The organism is Pseudonocardia kujensis (assembly GCF_021283305.1).
In the GTDB taxonomy this organism is placed as follows: domain Bacteria; phylum Actinomycetota; class Actinomycetes; order Mycobacteriales; family Pseudonocardiaceae; genus Pseudonocardia; species Pseudonocardia kujensis.
Genome location: NZ_JAJSOK010000047.1, coordinates 21,771 through 39,425, shown reverse-complemented (window position 1 = coordinate 39,425; position 17,655 = coordinate 21,771). Strand labels below are relative to the sequence as shown.

Below are 17,655 nucleotides of genomic sequence, written 5' to 3'. Positions count from 1 at the left end.
TAGGGTCGTGGACGACCCGGCCGGCACGCCCGGCCTCGCCCCCACGACCATGGACAGCGATGCAGCGGACCCTGTTCCTCTCCCGGGAGGCCCGCCCCGCCAGCGGACCCTCCCGGCCCTCCGGGCGTTCCCGGTTCCTCGCCGTGCTCGGCGCCGTCGTCGCCGGCGCCGTGCTCGTCACGGCCGCGCTCCTCCTGCTCCTCGGCGGGGCGGGAAGCCCGGGGACCGCGGGCACAGGCGGTTCCCCGGGCGGGACCTCGGGCGGCGCCGCCGCGAGCGAGCGCGACCTCGACCGGGTGATCGCACAGCTGGTCAGCGTGTTCGAGAACGGCACACCGGACATCCAGTACGCCTATGTCGAGGACCTCCACGACGGTCGCGGCTACACGGCGGGCCGCGCGGGCTTCTGCACCGCCTGCGGCGACCTGCTCACCGTGGTGAAGAGCTACACCACGCGGGTCCCGGACAACCCGCTCGCCGGGTACGTCCCGACCCTGACCGAGCTCGCCGGGGCGTACGACGACTCCACCGGCACGCTCGGCGGCTTCGCGGACGCCTGGCGCACCGCCGCCGACGACCCGGTGTTCCGCCAGGTGCAGGACCAGGTCACGGACGCGCTCTACGTCGCCCCCGCGCGGAAGCTCGCCGACGCCAACGGCGTGCGCTCGGCGCTCGGCCTGGCGGCTCTGGTCGACACCGCGGTCGAGCACGGCACCCAGGACGGCCCGGACGGCCTGCCCGCGCTGGTCGCGAAGACGAACGAGGACATGGGCGGCCCGCCCGCCGACGGCCACGACGAGACCGCGTGGCTGCGGGACTTCCTCGACATCCGCCGCAGCACCCTGGAGAACCCGAGCTCCGCGGACACCAGCGAGGTGTGGAGCGAGTCGGTCGGCCGCGTCGACGCCCTCGACACCCTGCTCGACGCCGGCAACCTCGACCTGGCGACACCGTTCACGGTGAACCCCTGGGGCGACCCGCAGACGATCACCGGCTAGGTCGGGCCCTCCACCGCGGCTCACACCGCGACCGATCGTGCCTGGGGTGCCGGCAGGTCCTCCGTCCGCGGACGGGCTGCCGGCACCGTGCCCGCCGGTGCGCGACGGGGCGCGAAGGAGGTGGAGCGCAGAGGTTCGCCCCTTCGCCGCGCGAGGAAGAAGCGGTGCCCGGTCTCGTAGCACCGGTGTGCGGCCCGGGCGGGCGCGAGCTGCTCGAGCAGGTGCAGCTGGTGGCGCCACGGCGGCAGCGAGCCCTGCCGCGCGGCCATGGCCGCGGCGAAGGCGACGCTGTCCCGGTCGGTGTACAGGTCGACGCGCTCGAACCAGGCCATGCTGCTGCGTGCGGCGGCCTGGGTCCGCATCATGGGCCGGCGGCGCCGCTTCTCGTACAGGTCCAACGCGCGGGGCAGGCTGTCGCCGCGCTCGTAGAGGCTCTGGGCGAGGGCGATCGCGTCGAGGATCGCCAGCCGGGTACCGGAGCCGATCGTGAAATGGGTCGTGTGGGCGGCGTCGCCGAGCAGGACGACGCCGTCATGGTGCCACCGGTCGTTGACGACCTCGGTGAAACGCAGCCAGCGGGCCGGTCGGCCGCGCGACTCGCTGATCAGGCGCCGGCCCCCCAGCACGTCGGAGAAGATCTCCTCCAGCGCGCTCGTGCTCGCGTCGCCGGCCGGGCCGTCGAGCCCGAGCCCGTTCCAGGTCCGCTCCTGACACTCGACGATGAAGGTGCTGATCCCCGAGGTCGAGGGATAGGCGTGGCACCACACCCAGCCGGCCGGGGTCTCCCGGAAGTCGAAGAGGAACTTGGAGAAGACCTTGTCGGTGCCCAGCCAGATGTAGGGATTCGCGCCGGTCGACAGCGTCGTGCCGAAGTGCTCGCCCTGCTGACGGACCCGGCTGCCGGCACCGTCCGCGGCGACGACCAGGTCCGCGTCACGGAACCCGGAGAGGTCGTGGACCTCCTCCTGGTAGCGGACGCGGACCCCGACGTCCGCCGCGCGCCTCCCGAGGATCTCGAGCAGGGCGGCCCGCTCCACGCTGTAGCCGTAGCCGGCGTAGAAGGCGGTCTCCCCGCGCAGCCGCACCTCCTGCTGCTGCCAGAGCACCGACGCCGCGCGCAGCTCCCGGGCGCTCTCGGCGTCGTTGCTGTACAGGGCGTCGAGCAGGTCGTCCCAGTAGACGACGCCCCAGCCGTAGGTCGCGCCGGGCGGGTCGCGCTCGATGACGGTGATGTCGTGGCCCGCGTCGCGGAGCTTGGCCGAGATGGCGAAGTACAGGGCTCCCGGCCCGCCGCCGATGACGACGATCCTCATGAGACTCTCCCCTCCGAGACTGTCTGCGGTTCCGGCACCGGGAGCGGCCGCGCAGGTGCGGTCCGCCCCGTGGTGCGGTGGTGGAGCCGGTAGAGATGGGCGTAGCGGTCGTTGTTGGCCAGCAGCTCGTCGTGCGTCCCGATCTCGGTCACGCGTCCCTGGTCGAGGTAGAGGATCTGGTCCGCGTCCGCGACGGTCAGCAGGTTGTGCGAGATGACGATCGTGGTGCGTCCGGTCATGAGCCGGCGCAGGGGAGCGAGGATCCGCTCGCCCGCGGCCGCGTCGAGGCCGGTGGTCGGTTCGTCGAGCAGGAGGACGGGCGCGTCGCGGATCATGGCCCGGGCGATCGCGAGACGCTGGCGCTGCCCCCCGGACAGCAGGCGCCCGCGTTGGCCGACCCGTGTCCCGTAGCCCTCCGGCAGGCCCTCGATGAACCCCGCCGCGTCGGCGGCCCTCGCCGCCGCGAGCAGATCCGCGTGGGTCGCACCGGGACGGCCCGCCAGGATGTTGTCCTCGATCGTGCCGTCGAGGAGCAGGGTCTCCTGGAGCACGATCGCGATGGCGCTGCGCAGCTGGGCGGGATCGAGACGGCGCAGGTCGTGGCCGTCGAGGGTGACCCGGCCGGCGGTGGGGTCGTAGAACCGCAGGAGCAGTTTGAGCAGGGTCGTCTTCCCGGCCCCGCTCGCCCCGACGATCGCGGTGATCCGGCCGGGGCGGGCGGTGAGGCCGACGTCGTGCAGGACGTCGTGGGACGTGCCCGGGTACCGGAAGGAGACGTGCTCCAGGTCGATCACCCCGGACACCCGTGGCCGGGGAGAGGGAGCGGACCGGTAGAGGCGCACCGGCTGCGCGGGCGCGCGCACGTCCGGCTCCTGGTCGAGCAGCTCGATGATGCGCTCGGCACCCGCCGCCGCGGCGAAGACGGTGTTGGACAGCTGTCCGAGGCTCCGTACCGGTCCGTAGAGCTGCGAGATGTAGACGAGGAAGACCAGGAGGCCGCCGAGGGTGATCCGGCCGAGCGTCAGCTGCCACACCCCGGCGCCGACGATCGCCATGACCGCCACGACCTGGAAGAGGTCGGTCAGCGGCGGGAAGAGGGCCGCGAGCCGGGTGGCGGCGAGGGCGGCCCGCACGCTGCCCTCGGCCTGGGCGGTGAACCGGGCCTCCTCCGCCTGCTCGCGCCCGTAGGCCTGGACCAGCACCGCGTTGCCCAGGCTCTCCTCGGCGACCGCGTTGATCGACCCGCTGCGCTGGCGGACCTCCCGCGACGCCGCCTTGATCCTGCGGCCGAAGACCCGCGCCATCGACCAGAAGAACGGCACGGCGATCAGCGCGACCAGGGCCAGCTGCCAGTCGAGCACGAAGAGGATGCCGGCGAACAGGCCGATCTTGACGAGCGCCGAGAGGAACTGGGCGACGCCGGCGAGCACCAGGCTCTCGATGGCGGCCACGTCGCCGGTGAGCCGGCTCAGGAGGTCACCGAGCGGCCGGCGGTCGAAGAAGCTGACGGAGAGGGACTGCAGGTGCGCGAACACGCGGCTGCGCAGGCGTCGCAGGAAGTTCTCGCCGATCCAGGCGGCGAGGTACTGGTCGCAGAAGCCGACCGCGCCGCCCAGGAGGGTCAGGCCCGCGTAGGCCGCGGCGACCCACCAGAACGCGCTGAAGTTCTGCGGGGTGAGCACGTCGTCGACCAGGATCTTGTACATCCAGATCTCGGCGGCCTCGAGAAGGGGCGACACGAGCACGAACACGAGGCTGAGCCCCAGCCAACCGCGGAAGGGGCGGACGTCGGGCCAGAACCTGCGGAAGATCCGGCGGACGCTCACCGCCGGCGCGGCCTCGACGAGCCCGTCGGCCACCGCGGCGGGGAAGAACGTCGTTCGGACTCGGTTCCACACCGGTCATCGACCTCACCTTCACCGGGTTGCGACAGGGGTTGCGGCAGGGGGTGCGGCAGGGCTTCCGACAGTGGCCCCGCCTCCCGTGCCCGGGCGGCGAGGCCACCGGTCCTCACACCGACGTGAGGCAGCTACCGGTCAGTCCTTGTGGTCCCAACCGCCGTGCCAGCCGCCCCAGCCCCAACCCCACTTGTGGTCGTGGTCGTTGTTGTCGTGGTCCCAGCCGTTCCAACCACCCCAGCCCCAACCCCACCTGTGGTCGCGGTCGTGGTCGTGGTGGTCGTGCCCGTCCCAGCCACTCATGTGAGCTCCCCTCCTCGTGCGGATCCGACCGGGGAGCGCTCCGCGCCTCCCGGGTGGCAGCCGGTTCCCCCTTCAGACCCCTCCGGCCGAAGGCCCCGGTCCCGATCGTCGATCGCGGTCCGCCCGCCGTCCCGACGAGGACAGGGCCGCCTGCCACGGCGGGGTAAGCGGCGCCCACGGGGCGGATGTTGCGGTCTCGGGAACCGGACCACCCGGGTGCGCGTCGCGGCACCCGAATGTTGCACGTTGAAGTACGGAGCAATGTAGTACGTCGGAGTGACGTACTGAGTGGGATAGTACTTCCGGGGCACCGCTGCGCCGTCCGTGGCGGCCCCGGCGCCGGGGGCGGGGCGGCAGCACCGTGCCCGCGCGGACCTCGAGCCCAAGGGGCGCAGTGCCTCCGGCCCCCACGAATGCGGACCTCCGACCCGGGGAGGCCGCAGGGCGGGTCGCTAGCCTCGCGACCGCTGCCGACCGCGGGCCGGTTCCGCCGCGCGCGGACGGGTGTCGGAGCAGGGGGGATCCCGCCATGGTCCTTGCGTCCGTTCTGATCGTCGGTGCCGTCGTGACCAGCCTGCTGGCTCCTCGGCTGTTCCGGGGGCTCGAGCGCACGTCGGCGAGCCCGGTGGGGCTGCTGTACGTCTGGTGGTCGGCACTGGCGGGCGTCGGGCTGAGCGCGGTGGTCGCGCTCGGGGCCGTCCTGGTGCCCGACCGCGACGACGGGTCGACACCGGCCCACCGGTTCCTGACGGGGTGCTGGACGGCGCTGGCCTCGAGCCGGCTGCACCTCCACCTCGTCGCCGCTGTCGTGCTGGGCGCCGTGCTCGCCGTCGGTCTCCTCCGGCTGGGCAGGCGCGTCCGACGCAGTCGCCGCGCGGCCCGGGACAGGGCCGAGACCACGATCGGGCTGCTCGAACCGGCCGGCGACTGGGAGCAGGGTGTCCTCTGGGTCGAGCACCGGGAGCCGCTGGTCTTCACCATCGGGGGCCGGACGAGGGCGATCGTGGCCACCACCGGGCTGCGCGACCGACTCAGCCCTGCCGAGACCGACGCGGTCCTCGCCCACGAGCGGGCCCACCTGTCGGGTCGGCACCACCTGCAGGTGCTCCTCGCCGAGACGCTCGGCGCGACGTTCCCGATGCTGCCCCTGTTCCGGCAGGCGCCGGTGGCGGTCAGGCGGTTGATCGAGCTGGCCGCCGACGACGAGGCGGCGGGGAGCGTCGGCGCCGACGTCGTCCGCCGGGCGCTGGTGACGGTGGCCGCCCGGGGCAGGATCGGGCTCCCTCCCGCGGCGCTCGGCGCGGCGGCCGCCGCCACCGAGCTGCGGCTGGCCCGCCTGGCCCGTCCGGTGCGCCGGCCGGCACGGCCGGCCCGGCTCGGGGAGCAGGCGTGTTTCGTCGCCGCCGGTGCGCTGATCCCCGTCGTGGCGGGCACGGGTGCCCTCGCGGCACTCGCCCTCGTGTCCTGCCTGTGAGGCGTACGAGGGGTGGGGTGCGCTCCTCGCGAGCTTTATCCTGCTCCGGCAGGTCGTCGCTCCGCCGACTCGTCGGCCAGGGTGAACCGGAGGACTGGTGCGACAGCTCGGGGTTCTCGAGGGCGTGGTCATGAACGAGCTGTGGGCGGCCGGCGGCTCGGGCACGGTCCGGGAGATGGTGGGCCGGCTGCGCGACCAGCGCGATCTCGCCTACACCACGGTCCTGTCCACGATGAGCAACCTGGTCGACAAGGGATACCTGACGAGGACGTCCGAGGGCCGGGCGCACCGCTACCACGCGGTGATGACCCGTGCCGAGTACGCGGCCCGGTTGATGCGCGACGCGATGGGGCGCGGCGGGGATGCCGATCTGGTCCTCCTGCAGTTCGCCGAAGGGCTCACCACGGACCAGCAGGACCGCCTCAAGAAGGCGCTCGAGCATCCCTCGGGGGACTGAGCGCCGACCGAGCGCCGCCTCGCCCGGCCGGACGCCGGGACCGATCACCGGCCGAGGGAGAGCTCGTCGACCGGTTCGGGCTCGGCCGGCGCCGGCTCGACGGGGGGTTCGGGCCATGTCGCGGGCACGAACAACGTGAACACCGGCGGCACCGGCCGGCCGAGCACCAGCCGCCCGCCCTCCGCCTCGGCGAGCCGGCGGGCCAGCGGGAGCCCGATCCCGTGCCCGGCCGCCCGCCGCTCCGGCGGGGCGGCGAACGGGTCGGGGCCGGGGCCGGCGCCCTCGTCGGCGACGTCGACCGCCAGTGCCTCGCCGGACTCGCGCACCACGATCCGCACGGTGCCCGCGCCATGCACCTCGGCGTTGTCCAGCAGCACGCCCAGGACCTGCCGGATCGCCGCCGCCGACGCGGCCGCCGGCGGCAGCGCCGCGGCCACCTCGAGGACCAGCCCGCGCCCGGACGCCGCCAGCCGCTCGGCCCGCGCCGGCTCCAGCTCCCGGACCAGCGCACCCACGTCCGTGGGGCCGCCGCGCCCGGTGCGCTCGCGGGCGAGCTGGAGCAGCTCGTCGATCGTGCGCTCGAGGCGGTCGGCCTCGGCGATCCCCGCCACCAGGGCGGCCTTCAGGTCGGCGTCGGGCCGGTCGAGCGCGGCCTCCAGACGCAGCCGCAGCCCGGTCAGCGGGGTGCGCAGCTGGTGCGAGGCGTCCTGGGAGAACGCGCGCTCGCGCGCCAGGAGCGCGTCGAGCCGCTCGGCGGTGCTGTCCAGCGCGCCGCCCACCTCGTCGATCTCCGCGACGCCCGCCCGGCCGGTGCGCACGCTGAAGTCGCCCTCGCCGAGCCGGCGCGCGGCGCCCGCGAGGTCCTCCAGGGGCGTGGCCAGCCGCCGGGCCTGGCGCCGGGCCAGCAGCCACACCGTGACCAGCACCGCCCCTGCCAGCCCGGCCATCGCCAGCCAGACGGGGACGAGCCCGGCGTAGACCGCCGAGACCGGCATCGCGGCGCGGACGGCACCGTCCGGGTGCCGCCCGGTCACCGGGACCGTGACGACGATGGTCCCGTCGGCCGTGACGTGCGAGCCCCGCCCGTCGAGGGCCCGGCCGACCTCGTCGCCGGCCGGCTCTGGGCCGTCGCCGAGGACGAGGTCCCCGTCGCCGTCGTAGACCCCGAGGACGACGTCGGCCGGGAGGTCGGGCAACACGGTCGGGGCGTCGCCGTGCGCCAGCTCGTTCTGCACGGACCGCGCGGTGAGGCTGGCGGTCCGCTGCAGCACCGACTCCTGGTCCTCCAGGCTGTACTGCACCAGCCCGACGGCGAGCGGGATGCCGAAGAGCCCCACCGCGATCGCCGCGGTGACGAGGGTGAGGACGACCAGCCGCCGGCGCACCGGCTCGGGCCCTCCTCGGTCAGCCCGGCGCACCGGACCGGCCCTCCGGTGCCACCTCACCGGGACCGTCGCCGGGAGCGCGGTCGGGGTGCTCCAGCCGGTAGCCGTGCCCCCGCAGCGTGGTGATCCGCGGGACCCGGGCCCCGTCGCAGGAGGCGATGCGCCGGCGCAGCGAGGCGACGTGCACGTCGAGCGTGCGGGTGGGGCCGTGCCAGTGCTCGTCCCAGACGTCGGTCATCAGCGTCTCGCGGCTCACGGCGGTGTCGGGTTCGCGGGCCAGCCGCGCGAGCAGGTCGAACTCCTTGCTGCGCAAGGCCAGCTCCCGGCCCTGCACCAGCACTCGCCGGCCGCCGACGTCGAGGCTCAGGTCGCCCAGCTGCACCACCGAGGGTGCCGCGGGCGGCCCGGCGCGGCGCAGGTGGGCACGGATGCGGGCGAGCAGCTCGTGCAGCCGGACGGGCTTGGTCAGGTAGTCGTCGGCACCGGCGTCGAGACCGACGACGACGTCCATCTCGGCCCGCCGCGCCGTCAGCATCACGATCACCGCGGCGGGCAGGCGCTGCCGCAGCCGGCGGCAGACCTCCACACCGTCGAGGTCGGGCAGCCCGAGGTCGAGCAGGACGAGGTCGAAGCCCGGCCCGCGGGCCGCGGACTCGAGGGCCGCCGCCCCGGTCCGCGCCAGCTCCACCCCGTAGCCGTGCGACCGCAGGCTGGAGGCCACGACGTCGCCGATCGTGCCGTCGTCCTCCACCACCAGCACCGAGGCCATCCGGCGATGCTAACGACGTCCGCCCGCCGCGGTGCGGTTCCGCCCGGCGCGCACGGCCGCGGCGGAGCCGGGTCACCTGCTCCCCACCACGGCGAGGCAGTCGGCCAGGTCGTTGCAGACCCGCACGGCGGGGTCGAGGGGCACACCGTCCCAGGCAGGGCCGGCGGCGACCACGGCGGCGGGATCGGGCAACGAACGGATCGCGGCCTCCGGATCGTCGATCGGCAGGTGTGCATAGAGGACGATCCTGCCCGAACCGGGCATGCCGGCCGCGGCCACCAGCGTGGCCGCCGGGGTCCGGCCGCCGAGCAGGGTCGCCCGGACCGCGCGCTCCGCGAGGGCGGCCGCGAGCACCGCCATCGGCAGCTCGTGCTGCTCCGCAGGGGCGCAGGCCAGCACGACGGCGGGCCGGTCCCGCGGCTCGCGGCCGACCCGGGCGCCCAGCGTGCCGATCACGACGTGCGAGAGCAGGTGCTCGGCGCCGACCGTGCGGGCCGCGGGCAAGGGCAGGCGCTCCAGCGTGGTGAAGGCCGGTCTGACCAGGGACTCCCATGTCCGGATCACCCCGTCGGCGGCCAGTACCGCGCCGACGAGCTGGCGGGCGATGTGCCCGTCGAGCTCCATGCAGGCGCCGGCCAGCCGGCGGGCGGCGGACACGTCGGGTTCGGGCGCGGTCTGCGGCTGCCTGGTGCCTTGCACGGCGCGCACGGCCGTCGCGGTGGACTCACCCGCGGCGACCAGGTCCCGCACGGTCCGCAACCGGACCAGGTCGTCGAAGGTGTAGCGCCGATGGCCGCCGGGGGTCACCGCGCTGGCCCCGACGCCGTAGCGCCGCTGCCAGGCCCGCAGGGTCTCGACCGAGACCCCGACGTAGTCCGCGGCCGTCCCTATGGACACGCCTGCGGGGCCGGGACACGCCCCGCCGCCGACGTCACCGTCCACCTCGGTCACCCTCCTCGTGGGCCGGTGGCGTACCCAGGGCCTTCCGACCCGAACCTGGACGGCGCGGACCGCGAATCTACTGGTGCCTGGACAGGGCGGCCCCGCGGTGGCTACCACTGACACCAGGCCGGTGCGGAACCACCCCCAACCGGCGGAGACCACGGCATCGTCGCTGGGGAGCCGACGATGCCTGCCCCGCGTGCTGGGCCCGGAGGGAGGGGCACCCGGGCCCAGCACGCAATATCCGCGCCCCCGACCCGCCGTCGGCCTCCCCTGCCGGACGCTCGCGGTCGGTCTCAGCGGAGCCACAGCATCCTCAGCGGCGCTACAGCATCGGCGGCGCACACTCCTCGGCATCGGGTCCCGTCGAGCGACGGGACGGCGCGAGGACGAGGGGAGCACACCGTGCGGTTCGCCGATCTCCAGCAGGGCACCGGGGTGCTGGTCTGGGTGTGCTGGCTGCTGACCGCGGTCACCCTGTGCGCCCACCGTGTGGGCCTGCGGGGCTCCACCGGCGCCGGGGACGCCCCGCTGCCCGGGCTGCCCGCCCTCGGCGCCCTGGTCGCCCCGGCGCGGCGGGTGCTGCGCCGGCCGGCGGTCTGGGGGACCGGTGCCGCGTCGGCGCTGTTCACGGCGCAGGCGACGGTCGTCGACTCGGTCGCGGACCACGGCGGTCTGGCGGCCGCCGACCGGCCCGTGCTGTCCTGGCTCGTCGCGCACCGGGTGCCCGACTGGACCGCCGTCATGGAGACCGCGAGCCGCTACGGCGGCACCCTCGGTACGCTGGTGCTCGCCCTCGTCGCGGTGGCGCTGCTCGTGTGGCGGCGGCACTGGTGGGAGGCCGCCACGGTCACCGTCGCGAGCGCCGGGGTCGCCGTGCTCGTGCCAGCCTTCAAGGACTTCTACGCCCGGCCGCGGCCGCCCCTCGCCACACAGCTGGTGCCCCAGTTCGACCCGTCGCTGCCCTCCGGGCACGCACTGGGGTCGATCGTGATCGTCGGGGTGGTCGCGATCGTCGCGGCCCGGCTCGTGCGCCGGGTCCTGGTGCGCGTGGCGGCGCTCGGCGCGGCCGCCGCGACGATCGCCCTGATCGGGGTCTCGCGGCTCTACCTGGGCGTCCACTGGTTCACGGACGTGCTGGCCGGGTGGTTCCTCGGCGGGGCGTGGCTGGTCGTGTGCCTGGCCGCGTTGCACGCCCTCACCACCGGGCGCGCCCCGGTCCGGCGCGACGGGACCCCCGTGCTCGGCTGATCGCCCCGCACTCTTGTGCTCCAGGTCACAGGCGGCCAGTATCGGTCGTCGAAGGCGTCCACCGCCGCCGTCGTCCCGGGAGCCCGCATGGCCGTGCTCGAACCGCGCAACTTCCTGCAACCCTGCCTGCTCCTGCTGCTGCGCGAGCAGGCCGACCACGGCTACGAGCTCGTCTCCCGGCTCGGCCCGCTGCACGACGGGGAGGGCGACTCCGGAGGGGTCTACCGCGCGCTGCGCGGCCTGGAGCGGCGCGGCCTGGTGCGCTCGCAGTGGTCCATCCCGAAGGCCGGCCCCGCCCGCCGCACGTACCGGCTGACCGGGGAGGGCGAGGCCTTCCTCGACCTGCAGGCCGCCGAGCTGCGGCAGGTCGACGACGCCCTCCACCTCTTCCTCGACCGCTACGATCGCTCCACGGCCGGCCAGCCCGGCGCCGAGGGGGTGCCGGATGACGGGTTCGGACAGGACCGCACCCACGCCCGCCCGGGGGCCGGGCGCGCCGCCCGCTGAGCCGCTCCCGGACTGCTCCGGGCCGGTCTGCATCACGTGCTCGGACACGGCCGTGCCGGTGACCGTCCTGCGGCTGCTCGACGACGACCTCGCCGAGGTCCGTACCGCGGCCGGCACCCTGGAGGAGGTGAGCGTCGCGCTGGTCGAGGCCGCCGCCGGCGACGTCGTGCTCGTGCACGCCGGCGAGGCGATCGGGCGCCCCGACCCGCCGTGACGACCGGGTCCAGAGCGGGGTCCACATCGGGGACCACGTCGGGGTCGGCGGCGGGGCCCACGGGCGGCGCCGAGGTGGTCCGGGCGGCGATCCGGGTCACCGGGATCGTCCAGGGCGTCGGGTTCCGCCCGTACGTGCACGCCCTCGCCGGCACGCTCGGCCTGACGGGGTTCGTGGGCAACGACGAGCGCGGCGTCGTCATCGAGGCCGAGGGCCACCCCGCGGCGCTGGAGGCCCTGCTCACCGAGATCCGGACACACCCACCCGGGCCCGCCCTGGTCAGCTCGGTCACGGCGGAGCCCCGTCCGGTGCGCGGCGAGGACACCTTCACGATCGCGCCCAGCACGGCCCTCGGAGCCGCCGCGACGCTGATCTCGCCCGACCTCGCGACGTGCGCCGACTGCCTGCGCGAGCTGCGCGACCCCGACGACCGCCGGTACCGGCACCCGTTCCTCTCCTGCACCCACTGCGGGCCGCGGTTCACCATCGTGACCGGCGTGCCCTACGACCGGGCCACGACCACCATGGCCGGCTTCCCGATGTGCCCGGCGTGCGCCCGCGAGTACCACGACCCCGCCGACCGCCGGTTCCACGCCCAGCCGATCTGCTGCCACGACTGCGGTCCCGTTCTGCGGTTCCTCCCGGTCGACGCGTGGGCGGCAGGGGAGGAGGGCGACGCGCGGGACCCGATCGCCGACGCCGCCGCGGCGCTGCGGGAAGGTGCCGTCGTCGCGGTGAAGGGGCTGGGCGGCTACCACCTGGCCGCCGTCGCCGCCGACGAGCTCGCCGTCGCCACCCTGCGGACCCGCAAGCACCGCGAGGACAAGCCCTTCGCGGTGCTGGTCCCGGACCTGGCCGCGGCGGCCGAGCTCGCCGAGGTCGACGCGGCGGAGGCGGCGGAGCTGAGCTCCCGGCGCGCCCCGATCGTGCTGCTGCGCCGCCGACCCGGCGCGGCGGTGGCGGCGGCCGTCGCGCCCGGCGACCGGCATCTGGGGCTGTTCCTGCCCTCCACACCCGTGCACCACCTGCTGCTCGCGGCCGTCGGCGCGCCCCTGGTGCTGACCAGCGGCAACGTCTCGGACGAACCCATCGCCCACCGCGACGACGACGCCGCGGCCCGGCTCCCGGCCATCGCCGACGCCGCCCTGGTCCACGACCGCCCGATCCGCACCCGCGCCGACGACTCCGTGCTGCGGGTGGTCCGCGACCACCCGTACCTCGTGCGCCGCTCCCGGGGGTACGCCCCGGAGCCGATCCCGCTCGCCGTCCCCACCGGCGCGCCGATCCTCGGGTGCGGTGCCGAGCTGAAGAACACCTTCTGCCTGCTCCGGGGCGGCGAGGCCTTCGTGTCGCACCACATCGGCGACCTGGAGAACGCGGAGACCCTGCGCGCGTTCACCGACGGGATCGCGCACCTGGGCCGGCTCCTGGACGTCGAGCCGGAGGTCGTGGCCCACGACCTGCACCCGGAGTACCTGTCGACGAAGTGGGCGCTCGCGCACGCCGAGGAGGCCGGGGCCGAGCTCGTCGGCGTCCAGCACCACCACGCCCACCTGGCCGGGTGCCTGGCCGAGCACGGTGAGCCCGGGCCCGTCGTCGGCCTAGCCTGCGACGGACTCGGCTACGGCACGGACGGCACGCTGTGGGGCGGCGAGGTCCTCGACGTCTCGCTCACCGGCTTCACCCGGATCGCGCACCTGGAGCCGGTGCCCCTGCCCGGAGGCGCGACGGCGATTCGGCAGCCCTGGCGCACCGCCGCCTCCTGGCTGCGGGCGGCGGGGGAGGAACCGCTCGGACTCGCCGACCGCGTCGGACCCGAGTGGGCGACCGTCCAGCGGTTGCTGGACTCCCGGCTGGACCTGCCGGTCACGACCAGCGCCGGCCGGTTGTTCGACGCCGTGGCGGCGCTCTGCGGGGTCCGGGACCGCGTGACGTACGAGGGGCAGGCCGCGATCGAGCTGGAGCGCTGCGCCGACCGGTGCGTGCGGGAGGGCTACCCGGCCGGGTGGGACGGCGGGCTGCTGCGCGGTTCCGAGCTGGTCAGGGCCGTGGTGGCGGACCTGCGGGGCGGCACCGCCCCGGCCGTCGTCGCCGCGCGGTTCCACCTCGGCCTCGCCGGGCTGCTCGTCGGCGCCGCGGCCGACGCCGCGGGGATGCTCGGCCGGGACACCGTCGCCCTGTCCGGCGGGGTCTTCCAGAACCTCCTGCTGCTCGACGCCGTGCGGTCCGGATGCGCGGCGGCCGGGCTGCGGGTGCTCGTGCACTCCCGGCTGCCGTGCAACGACGGCGGGATCAGCCTGGGGCAGGTGGCGGTGGCGGCGACCCGGCGGTCGTGACCGAGCCCGTCACAGGGCTCGTGACCGGGCTCGTGACCAGCCCGCGGAGCCAGTCGAACCATCCGTCCAGCCCGTCCCCACGGGTCGCGCTGACCTCCAGCACCGCGACGCCCGGTCGCGCCCTCTGCGCGTACCCGACCCAGCGGGCGACGTCGAACTCCACGTACGGCAGCAGGTCGACCTTGGTGAGGAGCACGAGGTCGGCGGTGCGGAACATGTGCGGGTACTTCAGCGGTTTGTCGGCGCCCTCGGTCACGGACATGATCACGACGCGGGCGTGCTCGCCGAGCGCGAAGAGCGCGGGGCACACCAGGTTCCCGACGTTCTCCACGAACACCAGGCTCCCGGGCGGCGGGTCGAGCGCGTCGAGCCCGCGGGCGACCATGGCGGCGTCGAGGTGGCACCCGGCACCGGTGTTGATCTGCACCGCCCGGGCGCCGGCCGCGGCGATCCGGTCGGTGTCGAGCGCGGTCTCCTGGTCGCCCTCGAGCACGGCGCACGGCACCTCGGCACCCAGCTCGCGCACCGTCCGTTCGAGCAGCGTGGTCTTGCCGGAGCCCGGCGAGCTCATCAGGTTGAGCGCCCGGACCCCCGCCGCGTCGAGCCGCCGCCGGTTGCGCCCGGCCAGGGCGTCGTTGCCGGCGAGCAGGTCCACCTCGAGCTCCACCCGCCGTGAGTGGGACTGATCGCCGGAGCGGCCATCGTCGCTCACGACGGACTCGGGATGCCCGTGCCCGTGGCCGTGCTCCGCTTCGCCGATCCGGACCCCGTCCCCGCCGCACCCGCAGGTCGCGCACATCAGTCCACCTCCGCTCCCCGGACATCTCCCGGGTGGCCTTCCCGCGCGACGAGCTCCACCTCGCGGATCCGCAGCGACGCCCCGCCCAGCACCTCGACGTCCGCGCTCCCGCAGGCGCACAACGGCAGCACCTCGGACGTGGCGAACGCGGTACCGCAGGTGCGGCAGCGCGCCTCGCCCTCCGGCTCGTCGATCTCCAGCACGGCCCCCTCCAACGTGGTTCCGGCCGTGACCAGCTCGAAGCAGAAGCGGACGGCGTCGGGCACCACGCCCGACAGCCGCCCGATCTCCAGCCGCACCCGGCGCACGGGCGAGGGCCCGAGCCGGTCGGTGACCGCGTCGACGACCGACTGCGTGATCCCGAGCTCGTGCATGCCCGTCAGCAGATCCGGGGCAGCGGGTCGCCCACCAGCAGGTCGACGATCCGCGTGCCGCCGAACCCGGTGCGCAGCAACACCAGCCCGGGCGGGTCGTCGCCGACCGTGCCGATCCGGGCCGCGCCCTCCCCGAGCGGATGTGACCTCAGCGCGGCCAGCGCGGCGTCGGCCCGATCGGGCGCGACGACGGCGACGAACCGGCCCTCGCACGCGACGTACAGCGGGTCGATGCCGAGCAGCTCGGCGGCCCCGGTGACCACCGGACGGACCGGGATCGCCCGTTCCTCCAGCACCACCGCCACCGACGAGCTGGTCGCCACCTCGTTGCAGATGGTCGCGACCCCGCCGCGGGTCGCGTCGCGCAGCAGCCGGACGCCGTCGCCGGCCACGTCGAGCAGGGCCGCGGCGATACCGTGCAGGGGCGCGGTGTCCGACACCAGGTCCGCGGAGATGTCGAGCTCGCCGCGGGCCAGCATGACCGTGATCCCGTGGTCGCCGACGGGGCCGGAGACCAGCACGACGTCGCCGGGCCGGGCGTTCGCGGCGGACAGGGCGACGTCGCGCTCCAGCAGCCCGACGCCCGCCGTCGTCACGTAGCAGCCGTCGGCCTTGCCCCGCTGCACGACCTTGGTGTCCCCGGTGACGATCGTGACGCCGGCGGCCTCGGCGGCCGCGGACATCGACGCGGTGATCCGGCGCAGGTCGGCGACCGGGAAGCCCTCCTCGAGGATGAACCCGGCCGACAGGTGCATCGGCCGCGCCCCGCACATCGCGAGGTCGTTGACCGTGCCGTTCACGGCGAGGTCCCCGATGTCGCCGCCCGGGAAGAACAGGGGCGACACCACGAACGAGTCCGTGGTGAAGGCCAGCCGGCCGGCGGGGGTGGACAGGGCGGCGCCGTCGTCGAGCGGTTCGAGCAGCGGGTTGCGGAAGGCCTCCAGGAACACCGCCTCGATCAGCGTGTGGGTGGCCTTGCCGCCGGCCCCGTGCGCGAGGGTGATCCGCTCGTCGCGGATCCGTGGCGCCCGGGCCCGCGCGCGGGCGATCCGCTCGAGCACCTGCTCCTCGGTCACGCCGTGTCCGTGCGGCCGGGCGGACCGCACCGCCTCCTCGGCCCAGCCCGCCCTGGTCTCCCTGTCCTTCACCGCAGGGTCCTGCACAGCAGGGTCGCTCACAGCAGGGTCGTTCACCGCAGCGTCGCCTCCTTGACGCGCGCCCGGCTGAACCGGCCGAAGTTGTAGTACGCCGCGCAGGCGCCCTCGCTGGAGACCATGCAGGTCCCGATCGGCGTCTCCGGGGTGCAGGCGGTGCCGAAGACCTTGCACTCCCACGGCTTGATCAGTCCGCGCAGCACCTCGCCGCACTGGCAGGCCGACGGGTCTGCGACCCGCACGCCCGGCACCGCGAAGATCCGCTCGGCGTCGAACGCGGCGTACTCCTCGCGCAGCCGCATCGCCGACTCGGGGATCCAGCCCAGCCCGCGCCACTCGAAGGTCTCGCGGACCTCCATGACCTTGTCGATCACGGCGAGGGCCCGCGGGTTGCCCGCCCACGGCACCACCCGGCCGTACTCGTTCTCGACCTCGCAGCGGCCCTCGGCGAACTGCCGCAGCAGCCGGTGGATCGAGTCGAGGATGTCCAGCGGCTCGAACCCCGACGTGACCAGCGGCTTGCCGTAGTCCCGCGGCACGTACTCGTAGGGCGCGCAGCCGATCACCGTGGACACGTGGCCGGGGCCGATGAAGCCGTCGAGGTTCAGGTCGGGCGACTCCAGGATGGCGGTGATCGCCGGGCACACCCGCACGTGGTTGCAGAACACCGAGAAGTTCCCGAGCCCCTCGGCCTCGGCGCGCAGGATCGTCATCGCCGTCGACGGGGTGGTGGTCTCGAACCCGATCGCGAAGAACACCACGCGCTTGTCCGGGTTCTGCCGGGCGATCTTCAGCGAGTCGAGCGGCGAGTAGACCATCCGGATGTCCGCGCCGGCGGCCTTGGCGTCGAGGAAGGACCCGCGCCCGCCGGGGACGCGCAGCATGTCCCCGAACGACGTGAGGATGACGTCCTCGTGCTCGGCCAGCGCGATCGCGTCGTCGACCCGGCCCATCGGGATCACGCAGACCGGGCAGCCCGGCCCGTGGACCAGCGAGATCGCCTCCGGCAGGTGGTCCTCGAGCCCGTGCTTGTAGATGGTGTGGGTGTGGCCGCCGCAGATCTCCATGAAGGAGTAGCGGCGGCCCGGCTCGCAGAGCGCGGCGATGGCGGTGGACAGGGCGCGGGCGGTGTCCGCGTCGCGGTACTCGTCGACGTACTTCATCGCTGCGCTCCGCTAGGTGATGTCCGACGCGGCCAGCGCGTCGAGTTCGTCGGTGTAGGCGTCGCCGACGCCCGTCAGCCACTCCAGCGAGGCCTTCGCCTCCTGCTCGTCGATCTTCGACAGGGCGAAGCCGACGTGGATGAGCACCCAGTCGCCGGGCACGAGGTCCAGCGGGCCGTCGCTCTCCTCGCGCAGCAGCCCGATGTTCACGGCCCGCTGCACCCCCTCGACGCTGACCATGGCGAGGTCGGAGTGCTCCTCCAGGAGCGCGACCACCTCACCGGGGATCCCCAGGCACATCGTCCGAACTCCGTTCCC

18 protein-coding genes are annotated in these 17,655 nt (G+C 74.8%); 7 read left to right on the top strand and 11 right to left on the bottom strand.

The window, feature by feature from the left end:
- Positions 1-59: 59 nt before the first annotated feature.
- Positions 60-998: a chitosanase gene (locus tag LWC35_RS26760; RefSeq protein ID WP_232873024.1), complete on the top strand. Its 939-nt coding sequence runs from the start codon at positions 60-62 to the stop codon at positions 996-998.
- A 20-nt stretch (positions 999-1,018) separates the two neighbouring features.
- Here the strand turns inward: LWC35_RS26760 and LWC35_RS26755 are convergent, their stop codons facing one another.
- The 3 genes from LWC35_RS26755 to LWC35_RS26745 all read right to left on the bottom strand — a co-directional run bounded on the left by LWC35_RS26755 (position 1,019) and on the right by LWC35_RS26745 (position 4,512).
- Entirely contained in the window at positions 1,019-2,311 is a 1,293-nt protein-coding gene (locus LWC35_RS26755; RefSeq protein WP_232873023.1) for an FAD-dependent monooxygenase, read from the bottom strand.
- The gene (locus tag LWC35_RS26750; protein ID WP_232873022.1) at positions 2,308-4,209 is read right to left on the bottom strand and encodes an ABC transporter ATP-binding protein; all 1,902 of its coding nucleotides are present in this window, start codon (positions 4,207-4,209) and stop codon (positions 2,308-2,310) included. Before LWC35_RS26750 ends, LWC35_RS26755 begins: the two co-directional genes overlap by 4 nt.
- A 138-nt stretch (positions 4,210-4,347) precedes the next feature.
- On the bottom strand, positions 4,348-4,512 hold the full coding sequence (locus tag LWC35_RS26745; protein WP_232873021.1) for a hypothetical protein: 165 nt from the start codon (positions 4,510-4,512) through the stop codon (positions 4,348-4,350).
- A gap of 529 nt (positions 4,513-5,041) precedes the next feature.
- Between LWC35_RS26745 and LWC35_RS26740 the strand changes: the two genes are divergently transcribed.
- Both LWC35_RS26740 and LWC35_RS26735 read left to right on the top strand, forming a co-directional pair.
- Entirely contained in the window at positions 5,042-5,986 is a 945-nt protein-coding gene (locus LWC35_RS26740; protein ID WP_232873020.1) for a M56 family metallopeptidase, read from the top strand.
- 97 nt (positions 5,987-6,083) lie between these two features.
- On the top strand, positions 6,084-6,443 hold the full coding sequence (locus LWC35_RS26735) for a BlaI/MecI/CopY family transcriptional regulator (RefSeq protein WP_232873019.1): 360 nt from the start codon (positions 6,084-6,086) through the stop codon (positions 6,441-6,443).
- 44 nt (positions 6,444-6,487) lie between these two features.
- On the opposite strand, the gene LWC35_RS26730 is transcribed toward LWC35_RS26735, so the two are convergent.
- From LWC35_RS26730 to LWC35_RS26720, 3 genes are all read right to left on the bottom strand, one after another.
- Positions 6,488-7,828 carry a sensor histidine kinase gene (locus tag LWC35_RS26730; protein WP_232873018.1) on the bottom strand — a complete coding sequence of 447 codons (1,341 nt, stop codon included), beginning with the start codon at positions 7,826-7,828 and terminating at the stop codon, positions 6,488-6,490.
- A 19-nt stretch (positions 7,829-7,847) separates the two neighbouring features.
- Positions 7,848-8,597 carry a response regulator transcription factor gene (locus LWC35_RS26725; RefSeq protein ID WP_232873017.1) on the bottom strand — a complete coding sequence of 250 codons (750 nt, stop codon included), beginning with the start codon at positions 8,595-8,597 and terminating at the stop codon, positions 7,848-7,850.
- A gap of 72 nt (positions 8,598-8,669) precedes the next feature.
- The gene (locus LWC35_RS26720; protein ID WP_232873016.1) at positions 8,670-9,548 is read right to left on the bottom strand and encodes a MerR family transcriptional regulator; all 879 of its coding nucleotides are present in this window, start codon (positions 9,546-9,548) and stop codon (positions 8,670-8,672) included.
- Positions 9,549-9,944: 396 nt separating this feature from the next.
- On the opposite strand from LWC35_RS26720, the gene LWC35_RS40495 reads away from it, so the two are divergent.
- The 4 genes from LWC35_RS40495 to hypF all read left to right on the top strand — a co-directional run bounded on the left by LWC35_RS40495 (position 9,945) and on the right by hypF (position 13,847).
- Positions 9,945-10,790 (top strand): phosphatase PAP2 family protein, encoded by an 846-nt coding sequence (locus LWC35_RS40495; RefSeq protein WP_232873015.1) that lies wholly within the window; start codon positions 9,945-9,947, stop codon positions 10,788-10,790.
- 87 nt (positions 10,791-10,877) lie between these two features.
- Entirely contained in the window at positions 10,878-11,297 is a 420-nt protein-coding gene (locus LWC35_RS26710) for a helix-turn-helix transcriptional regulator (RefSeq protein ID WP_232873014.1), read from the top strand.
- Positions 11,236-11,511, top strand: coding sequence for a HypC/HybG/HupF family hydrogenase formation chaperone (locus tag LWC35_RS26705; protein ID WP_372463107.1), 276 nt, complete (start codon positions 11,236-11,238; stop codon positions 11,509-11,511). The genes LWC35_RS26710 and LWC35_RS26705 overlap by 62 nt, the downstream gene beginning before the upstream one ends.
- A gap of 74 nt (positions 11,512-11,585) precedes the next feature.
- Positions 11,586-13,847, top strand: coding sequence for a carbamoyltransferase HypF (hypF, locus tag LWC35_RS26700; RefSeq protein ID WP_232873013.1), 2,262 nt, complete (start codon positions 11,586-11,588; stop codon positions 13,845-13,847).
- Here hypF and hypB read toward each other — a convergent pair.
- From hypB to LWC35_RS26675, 5 genes are all read right to left on the bottom strand, one after another.
- Complete coding sequence (hypB, locus tag LWC35_RS26695; RefSeq protein WP_269804842.1) at positions 13,804-14,646, bottom strand: hydrogenase nickel incorporation protein HypB; 843 nt, start codon at positions 14,644-14,646, stop codon at positions 13,804-13,806. The genes hypF and hypB overlap by 44 nt on opposite strands.
- Positions 14,646-15,020 carry a hydrogenase maturation nickel metallochaperone HypA/HybF gene (locus LWC35_RS26690; protein ID WP_232873012.1) on the bottom strand — a complete coding sequence of 125 codons (375 nt, stop codon included), beginning with the start codon at positions 15,018-15,020 and terminating at the stop codon, positions 14,646-14,648. The genes hypB and LWC35_RS26690 overlap by 1 nt, the downstream gene beginning before the upstream one ends.
- Positions 15,021-15,025: 5 nt before the next feature.
- Entirely contained in the window at positions 15,026-16,096 is a 1,071-nt protein-coding gene (gene hypE, locus LWC35_RS26685; protein ID WP_308194677.1) for a hydrogenase expression/formation protein HypE, read from the bottom strand.
- Between the two features lie 113 nt (positions 16,097-16,209).
- Positions 16,210-17,337 carry a hydrogenase formation protein HypD gene (hypD, locus tag LWC35_RS26680; protein WP_232873011.1) on the bottom strand — a complete coding sequence of 376 codons (1,128 nt, stop codon included), beginning with the start codon at positions 17,335-17,337 and terminating at the stop codon, positions 16,210-16,212.
- Positions 17,338-17,349: 12 nt separating this feature from the next.
- Entirely contained in the window at positions 17,350-17,637 is a 288-nt protein-coding gene (locus LWC35_RS26675; RefSeq protein WP_232873010.1) for a HypC/HybG/HupF family hydrogenase formation chaperone, read from the bottom strand.
- Positions 17,638-17,655: the final 18 nt, after the last annotated feature.